At 72.3% G+C, this 22,947-nt stretch carries 24 protein-coding genes; 9 read left to right on the top strand and 15 right to left on the bottom strand.

All coding sequences use genetic code 11. From position 1 onward, the window contains the following. Positions 1–146: 146 nt before the first annotated feature. From mshC to AB0J46_RS41025, 5 genes are read right to left on the bottom strand one after another with little or no spacing between them, the layout of a single operon-like run. Complete coding sequence (mshC, locus tag AB0J46_RS41045) at positions 147–1,364, bottom strand: cysteine--1-D-myo-inosityl 2-amino-2-deoxy-alpha-D-glucopyranoside ligase (RefSeq protein ID WP_364340228.1); 1,218 nt, start codon at positions 1,362–1,364, stop codon at positions 147–149. Continuing rightward, positions 1,361–2,017, bottom strand: coding sequence for an NRDE family protein (locus AB0J46_RS41040; protein ID WP_364340226.1), 657 nt, complete (start codon positions 2,015–2,017; stop codon positions 1,361–1,363). The genes mshC and AB0J46_RS41040 overlap by 4 nt, the downstream gene beginning before the upstream one ends. A 31-nt stretch (positions 2,018–2,048) precedes the next feature. Next, positions 2,049–2,813, bottom strand: coding sequence for an SCO1664 family protein (locus AB0J46_RS41035; RefSeq protein WP_364340224.1), 765 nt, complete (start codon positions 2,811–2,813; stop codon positions 2,049–2,051). Further along, on the bottom strand, positions 2,810–3,358 hold the full coding sequence (locus AB0J46_RS41030; RefSeq protein WP_352363409.1) for a DUF3090 domain-containing protein: 549 nt from the start codon (positions 3,356–3,358) through the stop codon (positions 2,810–2,812). The genes AB0J46_RS41035 and AB0J46_RS41030 overlap by 4 nt, the downstream gene beginning before the upstream one ends. Before the next feature lie 9 nt (positions 3,359–3,367). Continuing rightward, complete coding sequence (locus AB0J46_RS41025) at positions 3,368–4,054, bottom strand: histidine phosphatase family protein (protein ID WP_364340222.1); 687 nt, start codon at positions 4,052–4,054, stop codon at positions 3,368–3,370. Positions 4,055–4,200: 146 nt separating this feature from the next. On the opposite strand from AB0J46_RS41025, the gene AB0J46_RS41020 reads away from it, so the two are divergent. Further along, entirely contained in the window at positions 4,201–5,148 is a 948-nt protein-coding gene (locus tag AB0J46_RS41020) for an aldo/keto reductase (RefSeq protein ID WP_364340220.1), read from the top strand. Between the two features lie 127 nt (positions 5,149–5,275). Further along, positions 5,276–6,148 (top strand): hypothetical protein, encoded by an 873-nt coding sequence (locus tag AB0J46_RS41015; protein WP_364340218.1) that lies wholly within the window; start codon positions 5,276–5,278, stop codon positions 6,146–6,148. Positions 6,149–6,155: 7 nt separating this feature from the next. On the opposite strand, the gene fabI is transcribed toward AB0J46_RS41015, so the two are convergent. Both fabI and AB0J46_RS41005 read right to left on the bottom strand, forming a co-directional pair. Continuing rightward, the gene (gene fabI / locus AB0J46_RS41010; protein WP_352327881.1) at positions 6,156–6,920 is read right to left on the bottom strand and encodes an enoyl-ACP reductase FabI; all 765 of its coding nucleotides are present in this window, start codon (positions 6,918–6,920) and stop codon (positions 6,156–6,158) included. A 1-nt stretch (position 6,921) separates the two neighbouring features. Further along, positions 6,922–7,617 (bottom strand): beta-ketoacyl-ACP reductase, encoded by a 696-nt coding sequence (locus tag AB0J46_RS41005; RefSeq protein WP_358008091.1) that lies wholly within the window; start codon positions 7,615–7,617, stop codon positions 6,922–6,924. A 77-nt stretch (positions 7,618–7,694) separates the two neighbouring features. Between AB0J46_RS41005 and AB0J46_RS41000 the strand changes: the two genes are divergently transcribed. Both AB0J46_RS41000 and AB0J46_RS40995 read left to right on the top strand, forming a co-directional pair. Then, positions 7,695–9,188 carry a TldD/PmbA family protein gene (locus tag AB0J46_RS41000; RefSeq protein WP_364340215.1) on the top strand — a complete coding sequence of 498 codons (1,494 nt, stop codon included), beginning with the start codon at positions 7,695–7,697 and terminating at the stop codon, positions 9,186–9,188. A 14-nt stretch (positions 9,189–9,202) separates the two neighbouring features. Further along, on the top strand, positions 9,203–10,561 hold the full coding sequence (locus tag AB0J46_RS40995; protein ID WP_364340240.1) for a metallopeptidase TldD-related protein: 1,359 nt from the start codon (positions 9,203–9,205) through the stop codon (positions 10,559–10,561). A 180-nt stretch (positions 10,562–10,741) separates the two neighbouring features. Here the strand turns inward: AB0J46_RS40995 and AB0J46_RS40990 are convergent, their stop codons facing one another. Beyond that, complete coding sequence (locus tag AB0J46_RS40990; protein WP_125642491.1) at positions 10,742–10,954, bottom strand: dodecin; 213 nt, start codon at positions 10,952–10,954, stop codon at positions 10,742–10,744. Positions 10,955–11,053: 99 nt separating this feature from the next. Between AB0J46_RS40990 and AB0J46_RS40985 the strand changes: the two genes are divergently transcribed. Then, a complete protein-coding gene (locus AB0J46_RS40985) occupies positions 11,054–11,368 on the top strand; it encodes a DUF3099 domain-containing protein (RefSeq protein WP_364340213.1) in 315 nt (104 codons plus the stop codon). A 314-nt stretch (positions 11,369–11,682) separates the two neighbouring features. Here AB0J46_RS40985 and AB0J46_RS40980 read toward each other — a convergent pair whose 3' ends face one another. The 3 genes from AB0J46_RS40980 to AB0J46_RS40970 form a co-directional block, all read right to left on the bottom strand. After that, positions 11,683–12,474 (bottom strand): NTP transferase domain-containing protein, encoded by a 792-nt coding sequence (locus AB0J46_RS40980; RefSeq protein ID WP_364340210.1) that lies wholly within the window; start codon positions 12,472–12,474, stop codon positions 11,683–11,685. A 2-nt stretch (positions 12,475–12,476) separates the two neighbouring features. Further along, the gene (gene moaA / locus AB0J46_RS40975) at positions 12,477–13,466 is read right to left on the bottom strand and encodes a GTP 3',8-cyclase MoaA (protein WP_364340209.1); all 990 of its coding nucleotides are present in this window, start codon (positions 13,464–13,466) and stop codon (positions 12,477–12,479) included. Between the two features lie 139 nt (positions 13,467–13,605). Then, complete coding sequence (locus AB0J46_RS40970) at positions 13,606–13,971, bottom strand: helix-turn-helix domain-containing protein (protein WP_364340207.1); 366 nt, start codon at positions 13,969–13,971, stop codon at positions 13,606–13,608. Positions 13,972–14,083: 112 nt separating this feature from the next. Between AB0J46_RS40970 and AB0J46_RS40965 the strand changes: the two genes are divergently transcribed. Beyond that, on the top strand, positions 14,084–14,737 hold the full coding sequence (locus tag AB0J46_RS40965) for an NAD(P)H-binding protein (RefSeq protein ID WP_364340206.1): 654 nt from the start codon (positions 14,084–14,086) through the stop codon (positions 14,735–14,737). Positions 14,738–14,867: 130 nt separating this feature from the next. Here the strand turns inward: AB0J46_RS40965 and AB0J46_RS40960 are convergent, their stop codons facing one another. From AB0J46_RS40960 to AB0J46_RS40950, 3 genes are all read right to left on the bottom strand, one after another. Next, a complete protein-coding gene (locus tag AB0J46_RS40960) occupies positions 14,868–15,368 on the bottom strand; it encodes a hypothetical protein (RefSeq protein ID WP_364340204.1) in 501 nt (166 codons plus the stop codon). 153 nt (positions 15,369–15,521) lie between these two features. Beyond that, positions 15,522–16,640 (bottom strand): hypothetical protein, encoded by a 1,119-nt coding sequence (locus AB0J46_RS40955; RefSeq protein ID WP_364340202.1) that lies wholly within the window; start codon positions 16,638–16,640, stop codon positions 15,522–15,524. A gap of 81 nt (positions 16,641–16,721) precedes the next feature. Next, on the bottom strand, positions 16,722–18,566 hold the full coding sequence (locus tag AB0J46_RS40950; RefSeq protein WP_364340200.1) for a long-chain fatty acid--CoA ligase: 1,845 nt from the start codon (positions 18,564–18,566) through the stop codon (positions 16,722–16,724). 148 nt (positions 18,567–18,714) lie between these two features. Here AB0J46_RS40950 and AB0J46_RS40945 point away from each other — a divergent pair, with 148 nt between their 5' ends. Further along, on the top strand, positions 18,715–20,205 hold the full coding sequence (locus AB0J46_RS40945) for an oligopeptide:H+ symporter (protein WP_364340199.1): 1,491 nt from the start codon (positions 18,715–18,717) through the stop codon (positions 20,203–20,205). An 11-nt stretch (positions 20,206–20,216) separates the two neighbouring features. After that, positions 20,217–20,831, top strand: a complete 615-nt coding sequence (locus tag AB0J46_RS40940) for a trimeric intracellular cation channel family protein (RefSeq protein WP_352363435.1) — start codon at positions 20,217–20,219, stop codon at positions 20,829–20,831. Between the two features lie 4 nt (positions 20,832–20,835). Here the strand turns inward: AB0J46_RS40940 and AB0J46_RS40935 are convergent, their stop codons facing one another. Then, positions 20,836–22,266, bottom strand: coding sequence for a PLP-dependent aminotransferase family protein (locus AB0J46_RS40935; RefSeq protein WP_364340197.1), 1,431 nt, complete (start codon positions 22,264–22,266; stop codon positions 20,836–20,838). Positions 22,267–22,329: 63 nt separating this feature from the next. Between AB0J46_RS40935 and AB0J46_RS40930 the strand changes: the two genes are divergently transcribed. Then, positions 22,330–22,932, top strand: coding sequence for a hypothetical protein (locus AB0J46_RS40930; protein ID WP_358302308.1), 603 nt, complete (start codon positions 22,330–22,332; stop codon positions 22,930–22,932). Positions 22,933–22,947: the final 15 nt, after the last annotated feature.

Raw genomic sequence — 22,947 nt, 5'->3', positions numbered from 1 at the left:
CTCCCCCCCGGCGCCCCCCGCCCCCCCGCCCGGGGGGGCGCGGTGGTGGTGCCCCCCCCCCCGCCGGGGGGCCCGCCCCCCCCCGGGGGGGGGGGGGGCCGCCCCCCCCCCCCCCCCCCACGACCATGTCACCCGTCGGTCGTTCGTCAGAGTGCGATGCCGAGGAGGGCGTCGGTGAGGTCCTTGACCAGGCCGGGCTGCTGCGGGCCGCCCTCGGCCAGCGCCCGCTCGGCCCAGGCGTCGATCGCGGCCAGCGCGCCCGGCGAGTCGAGGTCGTCGGCCATCCGCTCGCGGACCGCGGCCAGCAGCTCCTCCGCGCGCGGCGCGCCCTGCAGGGCGACGGCCGAGCGCCACAGCGCGAGCCGGCGCTCGGCGGCGGCGAGCTGGTCGGGCGTGTACTCCCAGTCCTGCCGGTAGTGGTGGGCCAGCAGGACGAGCCGCACGGCCATCGGGTCGTGCTGCTGCCGCAGCCGGCTGACGAACACCAGGTTGCCCTTGGACTTCGACATCTTCTCGCCGTCGAGCGCCACCATGCCCGCGTGCGTGTAGAACTTGGCGAACGGCCACTCCCCCGTCGCCGCGTGCCCCTCGGAGGCGCCGCACTCGTGGTGCGGGAAGATCAGGTCGGAGCCGCCGCCCGCCACGTCGTAGCCGGGGCCCAGGTTGCGCAGCGCGATCGCGGTGCACTCGATGTGCCAGCCGGGACGCCCCCGGCCCAGGCTCGTCTCCCAGGCCGGCTCGCCGGGCCGCTCGGCCCGCCACAGCAGCCAGTCGAGCGGGTGCCGCTTGCCCGGCCGGTCGGGGTCGCCGCCGCGCTCGGCGGACAGGGCCAGCATCTCGGCCTCGTCGTACCCCGACACCTGGCCGAACTTGGGGGCGTCGGCCACCTTGAAGTAGACGTCGCCGTCGAGGTCGTAGGTGCAGCCCTTGGCGGCGAGCTCGGTGATCAGGTCGGCGACGTGGCCCACGACCTCGGTGACGCCGACGTACTCGCGCGGCGGCAGGATGCGCAGGGCCTCCATGTCGGTGCGGAACAGCTCGATCTCGCGCTCGGCCAGTTCCTGCCAGTCGATACCGGTCTGGGCGGCCCGCTCCAGCAGCGGGTCGTCCACGTCGGTGGCGTTCTGGGTGTAGTGGACCTCGTGCCCGGCGTCCCGCCACATCCGGCCCACCAGGTCGAAGGCGTGGTAGGTGTTGGCGTGGCCGAGGTGGGTGGCGTCGTAGGGGGTGATGCCGCAGACGTACATCCGGGCGGTGGGGCCGGGATCGGTCTGCCGCACCTGCCTCGTCGTCGTGTCGTAGAGACGCAGCGGAATGCTCTCACCTGGGAGCTTGGGGATGTTCTGGGCAGACCACGATCTCATGCCTTTGAGCCTATCCGTGCCGTAAGGTCCGTGAACTCGAAGGCGGTGTCGTCCTGGCCCAGGGTGACCCGCATCACCGACAGCGAGGCGTAGACGCGGCCGTCGGGCAGGGTGTTGCGCACCAGGAGGGCGTCCGGCCGGTCGGAGTGCGCGCCGGTGATCAGCTCGGCCCAGTCGGGCGCGCTCGCGAAGCGCGGCAGGTGGGCCCGGACGCGGCCGGCGTCCGGGTCGAGGCCGGTGTTGACGACCATGCTGGTGCCGTCGGGCAGGGCGGAGGCGGTGAGGCGGTCGCCGTCCCAGCTGAACAGCCGCACGCCGGACAGGTCGGCGAGCACGAGATGGAAGGGGTCGTAGCGGGTCAGGTCGACGTCCGGGACGTCGCCCGTGGACACCGCGATCAGGGCCAGGTCGCCGCGGGAGACCCTGGTGGTCTCGGGGGCCTGCCTGCCGTGGCCGTTGAGGAGGGCGGCGGCGCGGCAGGCGGACGGGGAGACGGCCATCCAGGTGCCGCCGCCCTTGAGGTCACGGCCGCCGATCACCCCGGGATGCTCGGGCCAGTGTTCCCCGGGCGCCTCCCAGGGGCGGTCGGTGAGCTCGTCCCGCACGCCCATGAGGGTCAGCGGCTCCCCGGTTCTCACGATCAGCGTGCACATGCGGCAAAGGGTATAAAACCCCCGCCAGTCCTCAGATAGGGGGCCAGGGAACGGCCGGCCACCCTTCCGACGGGTACGGATGCACGCCGGTGTCCAGCAGCCGCCTGACCCGCCGCCAGGTGGCCTCCACCTCGGCCAGCGTGAGCAGCTCGCGCAGCCGCCGCCCCAGCGAGCCCGACTCCAGGTCGCGCTCCAGCTTGGCCAGCACCGCCACCGCCTCGCGCGCCAGCGGCTTGCCCCGCCACTGCCACAGCACGGTACGCAGTTTGTCCTCGGCCGAGAAGCAGACGCCGTGGTCGACGCCGTAGACGTGCCCGGTCGGCAGCGGCAGCAGGTGACCGCCCTTGCGGTCGGCGTTGTTGACCACCGCGTCGAACACCGCCATCCTGCGCACCACCGGGTTGCGGCTCTTGACCAGCCGCATCAGGTCGATCTCGCGCTCGGTGTCGATCCACAGCTGGCACATGCCGGGCCCGAACGGGCCCTCGCGATAGACGGTCGGCGGCACGATGCGCCAGCCGGTCGCCTGGGAGACCTCGTAGGCGGCCACCTCGCGGGCGGCGAGGGTGCCGTCGGGGAAGTCCCACAGGGGGCGCTCGCCGCGGACGGGCTTGTAGACGCAGGCGGCGCTGCGGCCGCCCAGCTTGATCGAGCAGTAGAGGGTCATGTTGGTGGCCTCGACCAGGCGGCCGGCCACCTCCAGGCGCCCGTCGCGCAGCAGCGTGAGCGCCTCCTCCTCCTGCATGATCGGCCCTTGTGGCGGCTTGACGGCCGGTTCGCTCTCAGGAGCGGTCATGAAGCCGCCTCACCCCCGCGGTAGCCGTTGAGTCGGACGCAGACATGGCCTTCGGCGTCGAGCGGCTGCCCGCACAGGGGGCAGGGAGGCCGGCCCGCCGCCACGATCTGGAGCGCCCTGCGGGTGAAGGCGCGCGCGGCCCCAGCGCTGATCCGCACCCGCAGCACGGCGGGGTCGGGGCCGTCGAGGTCCTCCTCGTCGATGACCTCCTGCGCCTCGATCACCACCTGGGACTTGTCGTCGTCCCAGGCGAGCGCCATGGTGCCGACCCGGAAGTCCTCCGCGACCGGCACGTCGAGGGGGGCGTCGTCGGCCAGGTCGGCCGGAGCCAGCGCGGGCACGTGCGCGGTGCCCCCGCTGAGCCGCAGAACCTCGTCGAGCAGCTCGTCGAGCCTGCCCGCGAGCGCAGCCACCTGCAGCTTCTCCAGCGCCACGGTGGTCAGTCTGCCCTCGGCCCTGGCCTGCAGAAAAAAGACCCGTGCGCCCGGCTGCCCCAGGGCGCCGGCGACGAACCTCTCCGGTGGGTCGTAGTCGAAGACCGGCATAGCCTGACCTTACGTGGTCCCGGGTCCACCGCCGACGGCGGCATCGCTCCCGGTGATGTTTTCTCCCCCGTCTTTCTCCTCCGAATCCTCGGGCAACCGCAATTCCCCCATATCGTTAATCCTGAGAACAAAGGGACGCAAGGGGGCATAGCGAATCACGGTGAGGGCCGCAGGATCGGCTGTTATCCGCTGAAAATGATCGAGGTGCAGCCCCAGAGCGTCCGCCACGATCGCCTTGATGACGTCTCCGTGGGTGCACGCCAGGTAGACACCCTTCAACCCGAGGCGTCGATTCCACTCCCGGACCGCGGCGACCGCCCGATGTTGCATATCGGCCAGCGACTCCCCTTCCGGAAATGTCACCGCACTCGGATGCGCCTGCACGGTCTGCCAGAGCGGCTCCTGCGCGAGCTCCTTGAGCGGGCGGCCCGTCCAGGTGCCGTAGCCGCACTCGATCAGCCGCTCGTCCAGGACCACGTCCGCCCCGCGGCCCTTGGCGACGGCCTCGGCGGTCTCGCGGCAGCGCTCGAGCGGGCTGGAGACGACGGCGTCGAGCCGGACCCCGGCGATGCGGCCGGCCAGCGCCTCGGCCTGCGCCCGCCCGGCCTCGCTCAGGTGCACCCCCGGGGTGCGCCCGGCCAGCACCGGCCCGGTGAGGTCGGTCAGCCCGTGGCGGGCCAGCAGAAGGGTGGTCACACCAGCAAGTGTCGCAGGCGCGGATCACCATGTTTCACGCACCTGCGAGAAAACTTCGCATCCACCCGCCGCCACGCTCCTCACCAGGCAGGACATTGGAGCGGCGGACTGGCGGGCGGGCCCGTTCTTGGTAACCTGGCGGGATCATGGAGCAGCGCTATGTCGGCCGCAGCGGCCTGTCGGTGTCCCGGCTGGGGCTCGGCACGATGACCTGGGGCCGTGACACCGACCCGGAGGAGGCCGCCGCCCAGCTCCGTTCGTTCGTCGACGCGGGCGGCACCCTCGTCGACACCGCCGACGTCTACACCGGGGGCGACTCCGAGCGGCTGCTCGGCCGCATGCTGCGCGACTCCGTGCCGCGCTCGGAGCTGGTGATCTCCACCAAGGCCGTGGTCACCCCGACCGGCCGCCGGCCGCGCGACGCCTCCAGGCGCCATCTGATCGCCGCCGTCGACGAGTCGCTCAACCGGCTCGGCCTCGACTACGTCGACCTGTGGCAGCTCCACACCTACGACTCCGAGGTGCCGCTGGAGGAGACCCTGGCCGCCCTCGACGCGATCGTCTCCTCCGGCCGGGCCGTCTACGCCGGCGTGTGCGACTACGCGGGCTGGCAGCTGGCCGCCGCCGCGGTCACCCAGAAGTCGGTCCCCGGACGCATCCCGATCACCTCGGCCCAGGTCGAGTACTCGCTGCTGGCCCGCGAGCCCGAGCGCGAGCTGCTGCCCGCCGCCGCCCACCTCGACGTCGGCGTGCTGGCCTGGTCGCCGCTCGGCCGGGGCGTGCTGACCGGCAAGTACCGCACCGGCATCCCGGCCGACTCCCGCGCCGCGACGCCGCACTTCGCCGACTTCGTCCGTCCCTATCTCGACGAGCGCGGCCGCAGCGTGGTCGAGTCGGTCACCACCGCCGCCGACGGGCTCGGCGTCTCGCCGCTGGCGGTGGCCCTGTCATGGGTGCGCGACCAGCCCGGGGTGGCCTCGGCGATCGTCGGCGCCCGCACCCACACGCAGCTCAAAGGGATCCTGTCGGCCGAGGACGTCGTGCTCCCGATCGAGATCCGGGAGGCGCTCGATGACGTGTCCTCGCTCGACTGACGACGAACGAGAATCCATCTCGCGTATCACTAGTCGATACCGAATCGCAACTTTACCGGGAAAAAGCCTGCGTCTGACGGGCCTTGTCCATAAGGATTTCCTCCTGAAGCGACACAGGAGGGGACGGATGGGGAGCAGGACCGCGATCTCGGCCGGGGTGCTCGCGGTGGCGCTGGCGGCGATCCCGGCGGGGGCGCCGGCCGCTTCCGCCGCCGCCGTCCAGGGCTGCCCGGGCGAGGGTGGGCTGCTCTCGGGTGTCACCGACACACTGTGCGACGTCGTCGGCGCGCTCACGGGCACGGTCGACGACGTGACCGGCGGCAAGGCCGACCCGGTGACCAAGGGCGTCGACAAGGCCACCGGCGAGGTGCTCGGCACCGTCGGCGACGCCGTGCCGACCGGCAGGCCCGCCAAACCGTCCCACTCGGACCGCCCCTCTCCCAGCCCCAGCCACAGCGACCTGGTGCCCGAGCCGCTGAAGGACGTGTGCCTGCCGGTGCTGGCCTGCGACGACCAGGGCGTGCTCCCGTCGCTGACGGCCTACCCCACCCCGACGGCCTCGCCCGGAACCGAGACCGGGCCCGAGACCGGGACCGGGCGCCGCCGGAGCGACCGGCCGCACGAGCGCGACACCGACGCGGCCACCGCGCCGCTGCCGACGCAGCCGCCCACGCCGCCGCGGCACCAGCCGTACACGCTGGACGACGAGCGGCCGGTCACCGCCGAGGAGCCGACCGCCGATCCCGACGACTCGCGGGTGGAGCTGCTGTGGCCCAACCCGTTCGGGCGCGAGCTGGCCGTGCCGCTGCGCGACCAGCGGGTGGTGCGGCCCAGCCCGCCGGCTCACGACGTGCTGGGCACCGTGCTGACGATCGTGCTGCTGGGGTCGGCGGTGCTGGCCACCCGGATCGTGCAGCAGCGGCGGCACCGGGCCGAGCCGAGCGAGTCGATCCCGTTCGAGCCGGCCCCGGCGGGCAGCGGCAGGCACCGCCTGGCGTGAGGCGCGCTCAGCCGCCGATCGCGTGCGCGCCGCCGTCGACGTGCACGATCTCGCCGGTGGTGGCGGGGAACCAGTCGGACATGAGCGCCACGCACGCCTTGGCGGCCGGGACGGTGTCGGTGAGGTCCCAGCCCAGCGGCGAGCGCTCGGGCCAGCTCTCCTCGAACTCCTTGAAGCCCGGGATCGACTTGGCGGCCATCGTGCGCAGCGGCCCGGCCGAGACCAGGTTGACCCGGATGTTGTGCTTGCCCAGGTCGCGGGCGAGGTAGCGGCTGCACGACTCGAGGCCGGCCTTGGCCACGCCCATCCAGTCGTAGACCGGCCAGGCCTTGGAGGCGTCGAAGTCGAGGCCGACGACCGCGCCGCCCTCCTTCATCAGCGGCAGGCAGGCCACGGCCAGCGACTTGAACGAGTACGTGGACACCTGCAGGGCGGTGGCGACGTCCTCCCACGGCGTGTTGAGGAAGTTGCCGCCGAGGGCGCTCTGCGGCGCGAAGCCGATGGAGTGCACGACGCCGTCGAGCCCGTCGACGTGCTCGCCCACGCGGGCGGCCAGCGTGTCGAGCTGGTCGGTGTCCTGGACGTCGAGCTCCAGCACCGGCGGGGTCTGGGGCAGCCGCTTGGCGATGCGCTCGACCAGGCTCAGCCGGCCGAACCCGGTGAGCACCACCGTGGCGCCCTCCTCCTGGGCCAGCTTGGCCACCGAGAAGGCGATGGAGGCGTCGGTGAGCACGCCGGTCACGAGGATCCGCTTGCCTTCGAGAATTCCCACGTCAGTGCCCCATTCCGAGTCCGCCGTCGACCGGGATCACGGCCCCGGTGATGTACGAGGCGTCGTCGCCGGCCAGGAAGCGGACGACGCGCGCGATCTCCGCGGGGGCGGCCTGCCGCCCGAGCGGGATGTTCTTGACGATGGCCTCCTGGTCGAGGCCGGACGTCATGTCGGTGGCCACGAAGCCGGGCGCGACCACGTTGACGGTGATGTTGCGCGAGCCGTACTCGCGGGCCAGGGAGCGGGCGAAGCCGACCAGGCCGGCCTTGGAGGCGGCGTAGTTGGCCTGGCCCGCCTGGCCGGACAGGCCGACCACGGAGGAGATGAGGATGATGCGGCCGCGCTTGATCTTCATCATGGGCCTGATGGCGCGCTTGGCCACGCGGTAGGCCCCGGTCAGGTTGGCGTCGATGACGTCGGTGAAGGTCTCCTCCTTCATCATCGCCAGCAGGGTGTCCTTGGTGATGCCCGCGTTGGAGACGAGGACCTCGACCGGCCCCTGCTCGGCCTCGACCTTGTCGAAGGCGGCCTCGACCTCGGCCGTGCTGGTGACGTCGCAGCGGACGCCGAACAGGCCCTCCGGCGGCTCCCCCGATCGGTAGGTGACCGCGACGGCGTCGCCGGCCGCGGCGAGTTCACGGGCGATCGCGAGGCCGATGCCGCGATTGCCTCCGGTGACGAGTACAGAGCGTGCCATGGCATCTGACGCTATCTCTTACTTGCGGGTATCCGCTTGTCCGGGTGGCACAAGATCACAGGGTTAGGATCGTGGACATGCGCCAGATCGATCCCGATTTCCTGGAACTGCCGCTGCGGCAGCTCGCGGACGCGGCCCTGCAACGCGCCCGCGACCTCGGCGCCGAGCACGCCGACTTCCGGCTCGAACGCGTCAGGGCCGAGACGCTGCGCCTGTACGACGCCCGCCTCGAAGGCGCGCTCGACGCCGACGACCTCGGCTACGCGGTCCGTGTCGTCAAGGGTGGCACATGGGGGTTCGCGGCCGGCATCCACCTGACCCCGCAGGCCGCCGCGGCGGTGGCCGAGCAGGCGGTGCGGGTGGCCGAGGTGAGCGCGCCGGTCAACCGGGAGCCCATCGAGCTGGCGCCCGAGCCGGTGCACGCCGACGCGGTGTGGGTCTCCGACTACGACGTCGACCCGTTCGAGGTGCCCTCCGCCGACAAGGTGGGGCTGCTGGCCGACTGGTCGGCCGGGCTGCTCAAGGGCGCCGACCACGTCTCGGCGCGGCTGCTGCAGGTCAAGGAGCAGAAGTTCTACGCCGACACCGCGGGCACGGTGACCACGCAGCAGCGCGTTCGGGTGCATCCGTCGCTCAACGCGATGAAGGCGCACGAGGGCGGCTTCGACGACATGTCCACGATCGCGCCGCCGGTCGGCCGCGGCTACGAGTACCTGACCGGCACGGGCTGGGACTGGCCGGCCGAGCTGGGCCGGCTGCCCGAGCTGCTGGCCGAGAAGCTGGCCGCGCCCTCGGTCGAGGCGGGCGACTACGACCTGGTGATCGACCCGTCCAACCTGTGGCTGACGATCCACGAGTCGATCGGCCACGCCACCGAGCTCGACCGCGCGCTGGGCTACGAGGCCGCCTACGCCGGCACCAGCTTCGCCACCTTCGACCAGCTCGGCGAGCTGGTCTACGGCTCGCCGCTGATGAACGTCACCGGCGACCGCACGGTCACCCACGGCCTGGCCACGGTCGGCTACGACGACGAGGGCGTGCGGGGGCAGAGCTTCGACATCGTCAAGGACGGCGTGCTGGTGGGCTACCAGCTCGACCGGCGGATGGCGCTGATGCAGGGGTTCGGGCGCTCCAACGGGTGCGCGTTCGCCGACTCCCCCGGCCACATGCCGATCCAGCGCATGGCGAACGTGTCGCTGGCCGCCGCGCCCGGCGGGCCCTCCACCGAGGAGCTGATCGCGGGCGTGGAGCGCGGCCTGTACATCGTGGGCGACAAGAGCTGGTCGATCGACATGCAGCGCTACAACTTCCAGTTCACCGGGCAGCGGGCGTACCGGATCTCGCACGGGAAGCTGGCCGGGCAGGTCAGAGACTTCGCCTACCAGGCCACCACGACCGATTTCTGGCAGTCGATGGACGGCGTCGGCGGGCCGGGCACGTACGTGCTGGGCGGCGCCTTCAACTGCGGCAAGGGCCAGCCGGGGCAGGTCGCGCCGGTCAGCCACGGATGCCCGTCGGCGCTGTTCAGGGGCGTGCGCGTGCTCAACACGGTGCAGGAGGGCGGCAAGTGACTACCCCGCAGGAGATGGTGGAGAGGGCTCTGGAGCTCTCCGCGAACGACGGCTGCGTGGTGCTGGTGGACGAGGGCTCCACGGCCAACCTGCGCTTCGCGGGCAACACGCTGACCACCAACGGCGTGGCCCGCTCGTCCCGGCTGACCGTGATCTCGGTGGCCGGGCAGGGCGTGGGCGTGGTCTCGCGCTCGGCCGTGCGCGCCGACCAGCTCCCCGACGTGGTCGCGGCGGCCGACCGGGCGGCCCGCGAGGCCCGGCCCGCCGAGGACGCCCGCCCGCTGGTCGAGGGCGGCCCGGCCGCGCCCGGCTGGGACGACGAGGTGCGGCCGACCGACATCGGGGTGTTCGAGCGGTTCGCGCCCGCGCTCGGCGAGGCGTTCTCCGCCGCCGAGTCCGGCGGCAGGAAGCTCTACGGCTTCGCCGAGCACTCCCTCACCTCGACCTTCCTCGGCACCTCCACCGGCGTGCGGCTGCGGCACGACCAGCCGACCGGCCGCCTGGAGCTCAACGCCAAGTCCGGCGACCTGAAGCGGTCGGCCTGGACCGGCGTGTTCACCGAGGACTTCGCCGACGTCGACGTGGCCGCGCTCGGCGCCTCGCTGGCCCAGCGCCTGGAGTGGGCCAAGACCCGGGTCGACCTGCCCGCGGGCCGCTACGAGACGCTGCTGCCGCCGAGCGCGGTGGCCGACCTGATGATCTATCTGTACTGGTCCGCGGGCGCCAGGGACGCGCTCGACGGCCGCTCGGTGTTCTCCGGGCCGGGCGGCGGCACGCGGGTGGGCGAGCAGCTCGCCACGCTGCCGATCACGCTGTCCAGCGATCCCCGGGCCGCGGGCATCTCGTGCGCGCCGTTCGTCACCGCGCACGCCTCCAGCCGCGACGGCTCGGTGTTCGACAACGGCCTGCCGCTGGGCCCCACCGACTGGATCAGGGACGGCCGGCTGGAGTCGCTGCTCCAGACGCGCTACTCGGCCGAGCTCAGCGGGCTGCCGGTGACGCCCGGCATCGACAACCTGGTCATGTCCGGCCCGGCGGAGGGCGCCCGGTCGCTGGAGGAGATGATCGCCTCCACCCGGCGCGGGCTGCTCGTCACCTGCCTGTGGTACATCCGCGCGGTCGATCCCCAGACGCTGCTGGTCACGGGCCTTACCCGCGACGGCGTCTACCTGGTGGAGCACGGCGAGGTCGTCGGCGAGGTGAACAACTTCCGGTTCAACGAGAGCCCGGTGGACCTGCTCGGGCGCGTCACGGAGGTGGGGGCGGCCGAGCGCACGCTGCCCCGCGAGTGGAACGACTACTTCCAGCGCACGGTGATGCCGCCGCTGCGGGTGCCGGACTTCAACATGTCGACGGTCAGCCAGGCGAGCTGACCCCGCCGTACGTCCGGGCCGTACGTCACGGCCGGGCGCGCCCGCCGTCCCGCGATCGAGCGGGGCGGCGGGCGTCGTCGTGCCGGCCGCCGTCCGCGCCCCCAGCGGGCCGCAGGGCGGGCCGGGGCCGGGACGGGGGTCAGTGTGCCGGGGCGCCGGCCCCGGGCCGTCCGGGGACGGTCAGGAGTCCTCCAGGCGGAAGCCCACCTTCATGCCCACCTGGTAGTGCGCGATCTCGCCTCCGTCGAGGTGGCCGCGGATCTCGGTGACCTCGAACCAGTCCAGGTGGCGCAGGGTCTGCGAGGCCCGCTGGAGGCCGTTGCGGATGGCCTGGTCAAGGCTCTCCCCCGACGTGCCGACTATCTCAGTGACCCGATACGTTCGATCCGTCATCTCCCCATCCTCCTTACTCGAAGGCCATGATCGCATGACCCTCCTCAGCGCCCGGCCGCGCCGTCGCGCCCTGCCCGTACGAGGTCTACCGTGGAAGGTATGAAGGGGTGGCGCAAGAAGCCGGACGTCCACCAGGTCACCGACGCCAGACCCTCGCTCACAGCGGACATCCGCAAGCGTGAGGTCGCCTACCTGATCAAGATGGGCATCCGGACGATCTGCCTGATCCTGGCGGTCGTGGTGCCGGTGCCGTGGCCCTACCGGCTGCTGTTCATCGCTGGGGCAGTGTTTTTGCCATACATTGCCGTAATCGGGGCCAATGAGCGCAGCGAGGGCGCGCCGCCGCCCCACTTTGAGTCCCCTGAGGCTAACCAAACCGAGATACCGCTGCATCGACGCGAGATCGGGTCGTGACTAAGTCTTGACGCATCCCATGGGTTGTAGGTGTACGCTTTAGGCAAGCGCTCCGGTCCCCCGTCGGAGTGCTGGTGCCGGCGTTCCGGGCCCCCGTCGGAACGCCGATGAAGCGACGCCGGGTGGTTTGCCCCCGTAACCACCCGGCGTCGCCCTTTTCCTGGCCAGCCCTTTGCATTGGACGATCAGTCCCCCGCGCCGGCCGGAGTCCGATAGGACCGCTTTCCCGAAATCGTTTACACCGGCCTCCTCCTCGTAATTCTCAGGAAATCTGGAGGAAGCGGCCGGCTTGACTTCAAGAGTTCGTTCGAGTGTCAGCCGTCAGTCAGCGTCTCGGTGGTCGCCTGCTCCCAGTTCTTCGCCAATGTGACCAGTCTGGCCATGGCGTCCTCAGGGGCGGTGCCCGCACCCTGGGCCAGCCCGAGCAGGTAGGCGGTGAGCGGCGCGGCGGGCCTGGCCACCCCGTGGGCGACCTCCTTGGTCAGGTCGAGGACCAGGTCGCGGTCCACCCGGGCGGGGTCGACGCCCAGCTCCTTGCACACCAGCGCCGTCCACTCGGCGAGTACGTTCATGCGAGCCTCCTTCAGGTCGTCCATCGTGTCGCAGTCGAACCACGGCCGGCCCGGCGAGGCCAGCCGCGTTCCGGTCAGGGGGCCGAGCAGGCCCTTGAGGGAACGCCCGGGGTAGGCGGCGAGCGCCGCCCGCAGCTGCGGCACCGGCCAGGCGCCGACGAGCCACTGCTCGCGGCCGTCGTCGTCGACCATGACCGCCCCCGCGCCGGGACGGACCGCCGCCAGCAGCTCCCGCACGTGCGCGGCCGTCAGGAACGGCAGGTCGCCGGCAAGCAGCACCAGCCACGGCGCCTCGACCTCGCGCAACCCGGCGGCCAGCGCGGGGACGGGCCCGCCGCCCGGCGGGTCCTCCCGCGTGAAGACGACCCCGGGCAGCTCCCGGGGCGGCCCGACGACGACCGTGCGGCGCGCGCCGGACGCCGCCGCGACCACCCGCTCGACCAGCGGACGGCCGCCGACGGCCAGGCCGGGCTTGTCGGCGCCGCCCAGACGGCGGGCCGCTCCCCCCGCCAGGACGACCGCGTCGAAGAGCATCGTCAGCCGCCGATGGCCGACATCGGCCTGGACGGCTGGAGGAAGGACGGGTCGTCGATGCCGTGCCCGGCGCGCTTGCGGGCGACCGCGGCGACCCAGCGGGCGGCCAGGTCGTCGTCGGAGGCGCCCGCGCGCATGGCGGTCTTGAGGTCGGACTCCTCGGTGGCGAACAGGCAGTTGCGCACCTGACCGTCGGCGGTGAGCCGGACCCGGTCGCAGGCGCCGCAGAACGGGCGCGTCACCGAGCCGATCACGCCGACCCGGGCCGGGCCGCCGCCGACCAGGAATCGCTCGGCCGGGGCGCTGCCGCGCTGCTCCAGGTCGTCGGGCGTCAGGTCGAAGGCGGCCGAGAGGCGTTCGAGGATCTCGTCGGCGGTGATCATGCCTTCGCGGGTCCAGCCGTGCTGGGCGTCGAGCGGCATCTGCTCGATGAAGCGCAGCTCGTAGCCGCGCTCCAGGCAGAAGCGCAGCAGCGGCACGGCCTCGTGGTCGTTGACGCCGCGCATGAGCACCGCGTTGACCTTGACCGGACGCAGGCCCGCCGCGTCGGCGGCGGCCAGCCCCGCGATGACGTCGGCGTGCCGGTCACGGTGGGCGAGCTGCTTGAACGTGGCCGGGTCGAGCGTGTCGAGTGAGACGTTGACCCGGTCGAGGCCGGCCTGCGCCAGCGGCTCGGCCAGCCGCGCCAGGCCGATGCCGTTGGTGGTCAGCAGCACCTGGGGACGCGGGTCGAGGGCGGTGGTGCGGGCGACGATGTCGACCAGCTCGCGCCGTAGCAGCGGCTCGCCGCCGGTGTAGCGCACCTCGGTGACGCCCAGCCGCTCGACGCCTATGCGCACCAGCCGGACGATCTCGTCGGCCGTCAGCAACTGGGCCTTGGGCAGCCAGTCGAGCCCTTCGGGCGGCATGCAGTACGTGCAGCGCAGATTGCACTTGTCCGTGAGGGACACCCGCAGATCCGTCGCCACCCGTCCGAACGAGTCTCGCAACATGGGGCGTCACCTCCTGTCCGTTTCGCCAGAGAGCCAGACTACGACGGGTGTCGCGCGGCGCTCAAAACCGCCTGCCTCTCCCTGGCAGGCAACGCGCCGCGCCGGTGATCGATTCCGCGGGGCCGCCGGGACGGGACCGTCAGGGGTGGGCGGCGTGCCAGGACTCGCGGGCGTCGATGAGCTCCGACAGGTGCCGCCTGGACCACTCGCAGCCGGCCGCCATCGGCGCGAGCAGGCTGCGGCCGAGGGGGGTCAGCGCGTACTCGACGCGGGGCGGGATCTCGGCGTAGGCCGTGCGGGTGAGCATGCCGTCGCGTTCCATGGCGCGCAGGGACTCGGTGAGGACCTTCGGGGTGATGCCGCGCAGCGGGACCTGCAGCTCGGTGAAGCGTCTGGGGCCCTGCTCCAGACAGCGGATGATCTTGGCGGTCCACTTGTCGCCGACGCGGACGGGGGCGACGTGGACACAGGCGGCGAACATGTCGGGGTCAAGGGGTTCGGCCATGACGTCCATGCTAGGCGGCGGGAGCTCACTATCGTTGCGGGAAGTGACCATCGGGCGTCTACCGTCTGCCGGGCGCGGCCGGGTGTGCCGGCCGCCGGACGGAGTGTTGACGATGAGCAGGATCGTGGTTTTCGGCGCGGGCGGACGGGCCGGCGCGCGGGTGGTCGGGCAGGCCCTGGAGCGGGGGCACGAGGTGACGGCCGTGGTGCGCGACCCGGCGCGGTACGCGGGGCCGTCCGGTGACGGCGTGCGCGTGGTCGCCGGTGACGTGACCGACCGGGAGAGCGTGGCGGCGGTCGCGGCGGGGCACGACGTGGCGGTGCAGGCGAGCGTCCGGCTGGACGTGCCGTCCGCGGAGTTCTACACGGCGGCGGCGCGGGCGCTGACCGGCGGGCTGGCGGCAGCGGGCGTGCCCCGGCTGGTGGCGCTGGGCATCGGCACCCTGCTGGAGGTCGCGCCGGGGACGCGGCTGGTGGACACCCCCGGCTTCCCCGAGGACGCCCGGACGTTCTCCCTCGGGCACGCCGCCGAGCTGGAGGTGTTTCGCGAGGAGGGCGGGGCGCTGGACTGGGTGGTGATCGCGCCGCCGCCGGTGGTGCTCGACGACCGGGCGGAGCGCAGCGGGCGGCACCGGTTCGGCGGGGAGCAGGTCATGGCCGCCGAGGAGGGCGGGCCGGTGTTCTCCTACGCCGATCTGGCGGCGGCGGTGGTGGCCGAGATCGAGGACCCGCGGCACCAGCGGGTGCAGGTCGCCGTGGGCTACTGACGGCGACGACCGGCCCGGCAACAGTCCGGAAGACGCTCGGAACAGGCCTGGGAACGGCTCGGGAGAGGCCCGGAACGGGGCCGGACATGCCGGAAGCCCGGCCGCGAGGCCGGGCTTCCGCCGGGTGTTGCTAGTGGTGGCGGCCGCCGCCGTAGACCTTCACCCAGTCCTTGCCCTCGGAGGGGGCCAGGTACCGGGAGCCCTCGAAGACGGCGCGCCAGGTGCCCGAGGTGTAGGCCCGCTCGCTGGTGTGGAAGGAGCCGTCCCGGTTCGTGCGCACCGACTCGACGTAGTCCCACTTGTCGCTGCCGTCGGCCTGGAAGAGGATCACGACCCGCTTCCACGCCAGACGGTGCCAGCGCTCGCTGTCCTTGCAGTAGTCGGCGTGGTGCACCGCGACGAACCCGCTGATGTAGTCCTCGTCGCAGGACACCGACAGCTTGCCCTGGATGTCGAGGGCCCTGCCGCGCCGCGCAGGCTCGGGGTTGACGTCGAGCTGGAGGCTCGTGCTCCCACCCGCGAAGTCGGGATCGGGGTCCGTGTCCGCCAGGGCGGGCGCGGCGGCGGCGGTGGCCACCATCGTGGCGCCCAGAGCGGCCGCGGCCAGTCCGGCGGCTAGACGTCGCATCATCAAAAACAAATCCTTCCCCGTCTCGGACGCGCCCCAGGGACGGGACACGTCAACGCCTAATGACGCGTAAGGGTAAAGAAAAGTTGCGATACGGCCGATCACGATTAGATAACGACAAATACCCTGGCGGATTTTTGTGCGTGTTTTATTACGCTAACTGGCGATTTGTCGGGGTTTAGTGGTGTATGGCGCGTAGTGGGGGTTTCCCGGGAAGTGCACGCGCCACAGGCCGCCTCTCCTGGGCGGCACCGTCTGCACGAAGGCCCCGGCGGCGTCGGTCGTCGTCTCGGCCACGTCCTCCCAGGCCGGGGAGCCCTCCCCGCGCCACTGGAGCCGCAGCCGCTGCTTGGCGTACGGCCCGAAGTCGGTGAAGCCGCGCGGGTCGATCCTGGTCAGCGAGCCGCGCAGGCGCACGCCGCCGGCGGACTTCGGCGACCTCTCCACCCGGACGGACGACAACCTGGTCGCCCTCCTGAGCTCGAAGGAGGCGTATTCGGTGACCGTGGCGCCGTCGGCGTCCCTGGCGGTGGCGCTGATCGTCCAGGTGCCGGTCGGGTAGAAGCGGTTCAGCTTCTTGTCGGGCAGGAAACGCCAGGTCTGCCAGTCGGCCGCCATCCGGGCCGGCGGAGTCGCCCCCTGGCGCCACACCAGCCGGGACGGCAGCGTGCCGGTGGACGGGGCCTTCTGCAGGTCGACCCTTGGCTCGGCGGCACCTGGCTCGACGGCACCTGGATCGGCGGCGACCGTCAGGGGCAGCGGCATCAGGGCCCGCAGCCCCTCGACCGGGCCGCCGGAGGCCGGATTCGCGTACGCGCTCCCCGGCGCGGCACCGGCCGGGCCGACCGGCGCCGCCGAAGATCCGGACGGCCCCGCGGATTCGGCGGACCCGGCGGGCCCAGAGGACTCGGCGGGCGCCGACGACGTCCCGGGCTCCCACGAGGAGGACGACGGCGGCCCGGGAAGGGCCGGAGGCTGGAGGCCGGGTTCGGCCGCGGGCGGGAGGTCGGGGGCGTCCTCGACCGGGGGCTTGGCCGACAGCAGCGGGCCGGGCGGGGCGCCGGGCTCCACCTTGACGGTGACGCCGTTCTTGCCGCGCGCGCCCCGCGCGATCACGTCGATCACCAGGCTCACCGAGTCGTGAGCCCCCACGACCGGGTTCGCGGGCCGTACGGTGATGGCGCGGATGGCGAGCTCGGTCGCGGCGGGATACGCAGGCACGGGCGCCGTGAGCGACCCCGCCGCGAGCGAGACGAGAAGGAGGCTTCTGGTCATGAGCGAGACGCTAGGAACCGCCCGGTCATGACCAGGACCGCGACACGCACCCCTTATGGCAAAGCCGACGGGGGCCGCAGATCAGCGCGCCTCGCCGTAGAGGGACTCGATGATGTCGGCGTACTTGGCGTGGATGACGCGCCGCTTCAGCTTCAGGCTCGGGGTGAGCTCCTCGGTCTCGGTGGTCCACTCGGTGCCGAGCAGCGCCCACCGCTTGACCTGCTGCACCCTGGCCAGCCTGGCGTTGGCGGCCGCGACGGCGGCCGCGACCTCCTTGAGGACGTCGGGATGCTCGGCCAGCTCGGCCAGGGAGGTGAAGCCGATGCCGCGGGCCTGCGCCCAGCCCGGCGCGGTCTCGCCGTCGAGGGTCAGGACGGCCACCGGGTGCGGGCGGTTGTCGCCGTAGGCGAGGGCCTGGCCGATGAGCAGGTGCTCCTTGAGGTGGTTCTCGATCTCGGCGGGCGAGACGTTCTCGCCGCCGGCGGTGATGATGAGCTCCTTCTTGCGGTCGACGACGCGGTAGAAGCCGTCGTCGTCGACCGTGCCGATGTCGCCGGTGTGCAGCCAGCCGTCGGCGTCGAGCAGCTCGGCGGTGGCCTCCGGGCGGTTGAGGTAGCCGCCGGTGTTGAGCGGGCTGCGGGTGAGGATCTCGCCGTCCTCGGCGATGCGGACCTCGACGCCGGGCTCGGCCCTGCCGACGGTGCCCAGGCGGTAGCAGGAGGGGCTGTTGCCGGTGAAGGCGCCGGTGGTCTCGGTCATGCCGTAGACGTCGATGACCTTGAGGCCGAGGCCGGCGTAGAAGTGCTGGACCTCGGCGGGCAGGGGGGCGGCGCCGGTCGCGGTCCACTCGGCGCGGTCGAAGCCGATCATGCCGCGGACGACCGACAGCAGGGCCGCGTCGGCCTTGTCGTAGGCGGCCTGGATCTCGGGGGTGATCGTGCCGCCGTACTGGCCGGCCTCGACGTAGGCGGCGCCGGCCGCCATGGCCTCGCGTACGGCGGCCTGCTGCTCGGGCGGCTGCGTGGCGAGCAAGGCCAGCAGCCGGGCCATCATCTTCTCCCACACGCGCGGCACGCCGAAGAACATCATCGGCCTGACCTGGCCGAGCGTGGCGCCGAGGTTGGCCAGGTCGGTGCAGAAGTGCACGTGCGACATCTTGACCAGCGGGAGGTAGAGACTGAGGATGCGCTCGGCGATGTGGGCGTAGGTGAGGTAGGAGATCTGGGTGCCGTGCGTCGGCAGCGAGGTGATGCGGTCGGTGGCGGCGGCCTCGTAGAAGACGTTGGTGTGGGTGAGCGGCACGCCCTTGGGCATGCCGGTGGTGCCCGAGGTGTAGAGCACGGTGACGACGTCGCCGGCGGCCACCTCGCGGGCGCGGGCCTCGACGGCGGCCTCGTCCTCGGCCAGGCGGGCGCGGCCCAGGTCGAGGAAGTCGGCCCAGGACAGGAAGCGCTCGTCGTCGGGGGCGCCGTCGAGCATGATGATCCGGCGCAGGCCGTCGAGCCGGTCGAGCACCGGCTGCCAGCGGGCCAGCTCGGCGGGGCCGCCCAGCACGGCGAAGCGGGCGCCCACGTCGCCGGCCACGAACGCGATCTGGTCGGGCGCGAAGGTGGAGTAGACCGTGCAGCCCACGCCGCCGGCGTGCACGGCGCCGAGGTCGGCCAGCACGTGCTCGCTGCGGTTGACCATCATGATCGCGACTGACTCGCCGCGTCGCAGGCCGAGGGCGGCGAAGGCGGCCGCGATCTCCAGGATGCGCCGCCGCGCCTGCCCGTAGGTCAACGTCGTCCAGCCGCCGGGGCCTTCGGGGTCGGAGTACGCGGGTGCGTCGGGGTGCCGGGCGGCCACCTGCCTGAGCTGTTCGCAGACCGTGCGACCGGCGATCTCCCGCTCGATGTCGGCCCGTACGTCGAGGACTTCGGCCATGGCACCCGCCTCCAGTCAGTAATCACTTGCACAGGTGGCATGCATCGCACCACACCCTCCAAGCAGCGGCAAGACCCAGGCGGGAAACAGTCGGGGCGGTCACGTAGAGTGATCGTCCAGGTGCCGTACGTGTCTCGGGAGGGCGGGCATGAGCAAGGGCGGAAGGACCTTCTTCGGGCATCCGTGGGGGCTGGCGACCCTGTTCTCCACGGAGATGTGGGAGCGCTTCAGCTGGTACGGCCTGCGGGCGATCCTGGCCACGTTCATGGCGGCCTCGCCCGCCCACAAGGGCCTCGGCATGTCACAGGAGACCGCGCAGGCGGTGGTCGGCGTCTACGGGGCGCTGATCTACCTGGTGGCGCTGCCCGGCGGCTGGATCGCCGACCGCGTGCTGGGGGCGCGCCGGTCGGTGTTCTGGGGCGGGTTCGTCATCATGCTGGGCCACATCAGCATGGCGATCCCGGTGACCACGTCGTTCTTCGTCTGGCTGGGGCTGCTGCTCATCATCAGCGGCACGGGCCTGCTCAAGCCGAACATCTCGGTCATGGTCGGCCGCCTGTACGGCGAGGACGAGGACGGCCGGCGCGACGCCGGCTTCTCCCTGTTCTACCTGGGCATCAACCTGGGCGCCTTCTTCGCGCCCCTCGTCGTCGGCTGGCTGGCCGACGGCGACCGCTGGCACCTGGGCTTCAGCGCCGCCGCCGTCGGCATGGCACTCGGCCTGCTGCAGTACGTCTGGGGCGGCCGGAACCTGCGCGGCGTCGGGGAGCGTCCCGGCGTCCGGCTGACGCCGCCCGAGCGCCGCCGGTTCGGCCGGGTGGCCGGGGCGGCCGTGGCGGTGACCGCGCTCGCGCTCGGCGCGTGGGCGGCCACGGGCACGCTGACCATCGACCGCCTGGCGCTGGCGATCACGATCGTCATCCTGATCGTGCCGGTGGTCTACTTCGCCTACATCCTGCTGGGCAGCCACAGCCTCACCGACGAGGAGCGCAGCCGGATGAAGGCCTACATCTGGCTGTTCGTCGCGGCGGCGATCTTCTGGATGATCTACGACCTGGCGCCGAGCAAGCTGCTGTTCTTCGCCGCCGACCACACCCGGCTGGAGCTGTTCGGAGTGCCCATCCAGGCGGCGACGACGCAGTCGTTCAACCCGCTGTTCATCATGATCTTCGTGCCGGTGTTCGCGGCGTTGTGGGTGAAGCTCGGGGTGCGGGTGAGCACGCCGCAGAAGTTCGGGTTCGCGCTGGTCATGGTGGGGCTGAGCTTCGTGGTGATGGCGATCGCCGCCGGGCTGGCGACCGGCGGGCGGGTGTCGGTGTGGTGGCTGGTGCTGGTCTACCTGATCCAGGTGTTCGGCGAGCTGTCGCTGAGCCCGGTCGGGCTGTCGGTCACGACGAAGCTGGCGCCGGAGGCGTTCAAGGGGCAGATGCTGGGGATCTGGTTCATCGCGGTGTCGGTGGGCGACGCGGTGGGTGGCCAGACGGGGCGGCTCACCCGCTACCTGTCCGACCCGATGTACTACCTGGTCCTGGCGATAATGGCGATCGCGGCCGGGATGGCGATGTTCCTGTTCACGCGGAAACTGCGGGTGCTCATGGCCGAGCACTACCATGCGGCGGCCATGCCGCCGATCCGGTAAAAACTTCCAACGTGTCTGAAATTCTCGACCTTGTCGGTATTTTTGTCTTCGCACTGACCGGTGCGCTCATGGGTGTGCGCAAGCGGCTCGACGTGGTCGGGATGGGCGTCCTGGCCGAGATGACCGCGCTCGGCGGCGGCCTGGTCCGCGATCTCATTCTCAACGTGCGGCCGGCCGCCTTCCAGAGCCTGGGTTACGTGCTGGTGCCGGTGGCCGCCACGGTGATCGTCTTCTTCTGGCATCCGCACGTGGCCCGCGTGATGCCGGTCATCCTCGTGCTCGACGCGGCCGGCCTCGGCCTGTTCGCGGCCGTCGGCACCGAGAAGGCCCTGGAGTACGGCCTCAGCCCGCTGCACGCCACCATCCTCGGCGTCACGACGGCCGTCGGCGGCGGCGTGATCCGCGACGTGCTGGCCGGCGAGATCCCCACGCTGCTGTACGACCGCCAGCTCTACGCGGTGCCCGCCCTGCTGGGCTCGGCCGTGATGGCGGGCCTGTCCACGGCCGGGCTGCACGGCTGGCCGGCCACGCTGGCCGCCGCGCTGCTGGCCTTCGGGCTGCGCATCACCGCGATGCGCCGCAACTGGCGGGCGCCCCTGGCCAAGGGCGCCGAGGAGCACTCCTGACTCTTCACACCATCGGCACGAGCGAGTCGGGGTGGCGGCGGGCGCCGGTGGGGCCCTGGACGCGGGCGCGGGCGATGCGGGCGACGGCGTCGGCCACGGTCTCGGGCGGCAGGGTGAACGGCAGCCGCAGGTAGCCCTCCAGCGTGCCTTCCAGGCCGAACCAGGGCCCGGGAGCCAGGCGCACGCCGTGGGAGACGGCGGCGTCGGCGAGCGTGCTGGAGGTGTCGCCGTTGAGCCGCACCCACAGCGTGCCGCCGCCACGCGGCAGCGTGTACGTCCACTCCGGCAGGTGCCGGGCCAGCGCGGCGGTCAGCGCGTCCCGCGAGGCGCGCAGGCCGCGCAGGCGTTCGGCGCGGGTCTGCGCCATCCGCTCGAACAGGCGGGCGGTGACCAGCTGCTCGATGACCGGGCTGGAGATGTCGACGACCGCGCGGTGCCGGGCCAGCCGGCGGGCCAGGGCGGCCGTGGTGCGGATCCAGCCGATGCGCAGGCCGCCCCACCACAGCTTGGACGCCGACCCGATGCTGATCACGCGGCTGTCGGTGTCGAAGGCGGCCATCGGCGCGGTGCGCGGCACGTCGTCCAGGGCCAGCTCGCTCCAGGTCTCGTCGACCAGCAGGATGACGTCGTTGCGGCGGGCCGCGCCGGCGACGGCGGCGCGGGTGGCGTCGTCCATGAGGGCGCCGGTGGGGTTGTGGAAGTCGGGCATCAGGTAGGCCAGGCGGGCGGCCGACTGCCGCATCGTGGCGGCCATCAGGTCGGGCTGCCAGCCCTCGTGCGAGATGCCGAAGGGCACGATCCGGGCGCCGTGCTGGCGGGCCACGTCGATGGCGTGCGGGTAGGTCGGCGACTCGACCATGACGGGGTCGCCGGGGCCGATCAGCAGCCCGGCCACGAGCTGGATGGCGTGCTGGGAGCCGGTGGTGACGACGATCTGGTCCGGCCGGGTGGCCAGGCCGCGCTCGGTGTAGCGGGCGGCGACGCGCTCGCGCAGGACCGGCAGCCCCATGGGGTCGTAGCCGTTGCCCATGCCGTACCTGGGCAGGTCGTCCAGGGCCTCGGCCATGGCCTCGCGCAGCGCGGACGGCGCGGGCGGGGCGGCGCAGTGGAGCTGGATCAGGCCGTCGTCGCCGGTGGACAGCCAGGGGTTCTCGCGGGTGGTGGCCGGGTCGGGCAGGGTCGTCCAGCTTCCCGAGCCCTGCCTGCTGTCCAGGTAGCCGCGCTCGCGCAGCAGGTCGTAGGCGGAGGTGACGGTGGTGCGGCTGACGCCCAGGGTCTCGGCCAGGTGGCGTTCCGCGGGCATGCGCACGCGTACGGGGATCTGGCCGTCCATGATGAGCGCGCGCACGCCGTCGGCCAGGGCGCGGTAGTACGGCCGCGCGGCCGGATCGACGTCGACCAGCCGGGCCACCTGCGCAGCCGACAAATGCCTCATAAGGCCACTTTCCATGATTGGCCCTGTTTTGGCAACCAGTTGGCCTGCCACCATGGGGCCATCATGAGCGAAGCAACCGTCCCCCGCCTGAGTTCCCTCCCCTCCCGCCTCCTGCGCCTCTACGGCGGCCTGGCCCTGTACGGCGCCGGCATCGGGCTGCAGGTGGAGTCGGGCCTCGGCAACGACCCCTGGGACGTCTTCCACCAGGGCCTGGCCCTGCGGCTGGACGTGTCCATCGGCACCGTCATCATCGGCGTCGGCGCCCTGGTGATGCTGCTGTGGATCCCGCTGCGCCAGCGGCCCGGCCTCGGCACGATCAGCAACGTGGTGTTCCTCGGCCTGTTCGCCGACGCGGCGATCCTGCTGCTGCCCACGCCGTCCCACCTGGCCGTCCAGGCGCTGTACGTGGCGCTCGGCGTGGTCGCGATCGCGCTGGCCACCGTGCTCTACATCGGGGCGGGCATGGGCCCGGGGCCGCGCGACGGCGTCATGACCGGCCTGATGCGGCTCGGCCTGTCCGTCCGGCTGGCCCGCTTCCTCATCGAGCTCACCGTGCTGGCCGTGGGCTGGCTGCTCGGCGGCAGCGTCGGCGTCGGGACGCTGGTCTTCGCCCTCGCCATCGGCCCGCTGACCCAGCTGTTCACCCGCTGGTTCCCCTTGTCGTGATCCCGCGCCGGGCCC

This window comes from Nonomuraea sp. NPDC049758, from assembly GCF_040674635.1.
In the GTDB taxonomy this organism is placed as follows: Bacteria; Actinomycetota; Actinomycetes; order Streptosporangiales; family Streptosporangiaceae; genus Nonomuraea.
The sequence above is the reverse complement of the archived record's forward strand: the minus strand, read 5'-3'. Positions and strand labels throughout refer to the sequence as shown.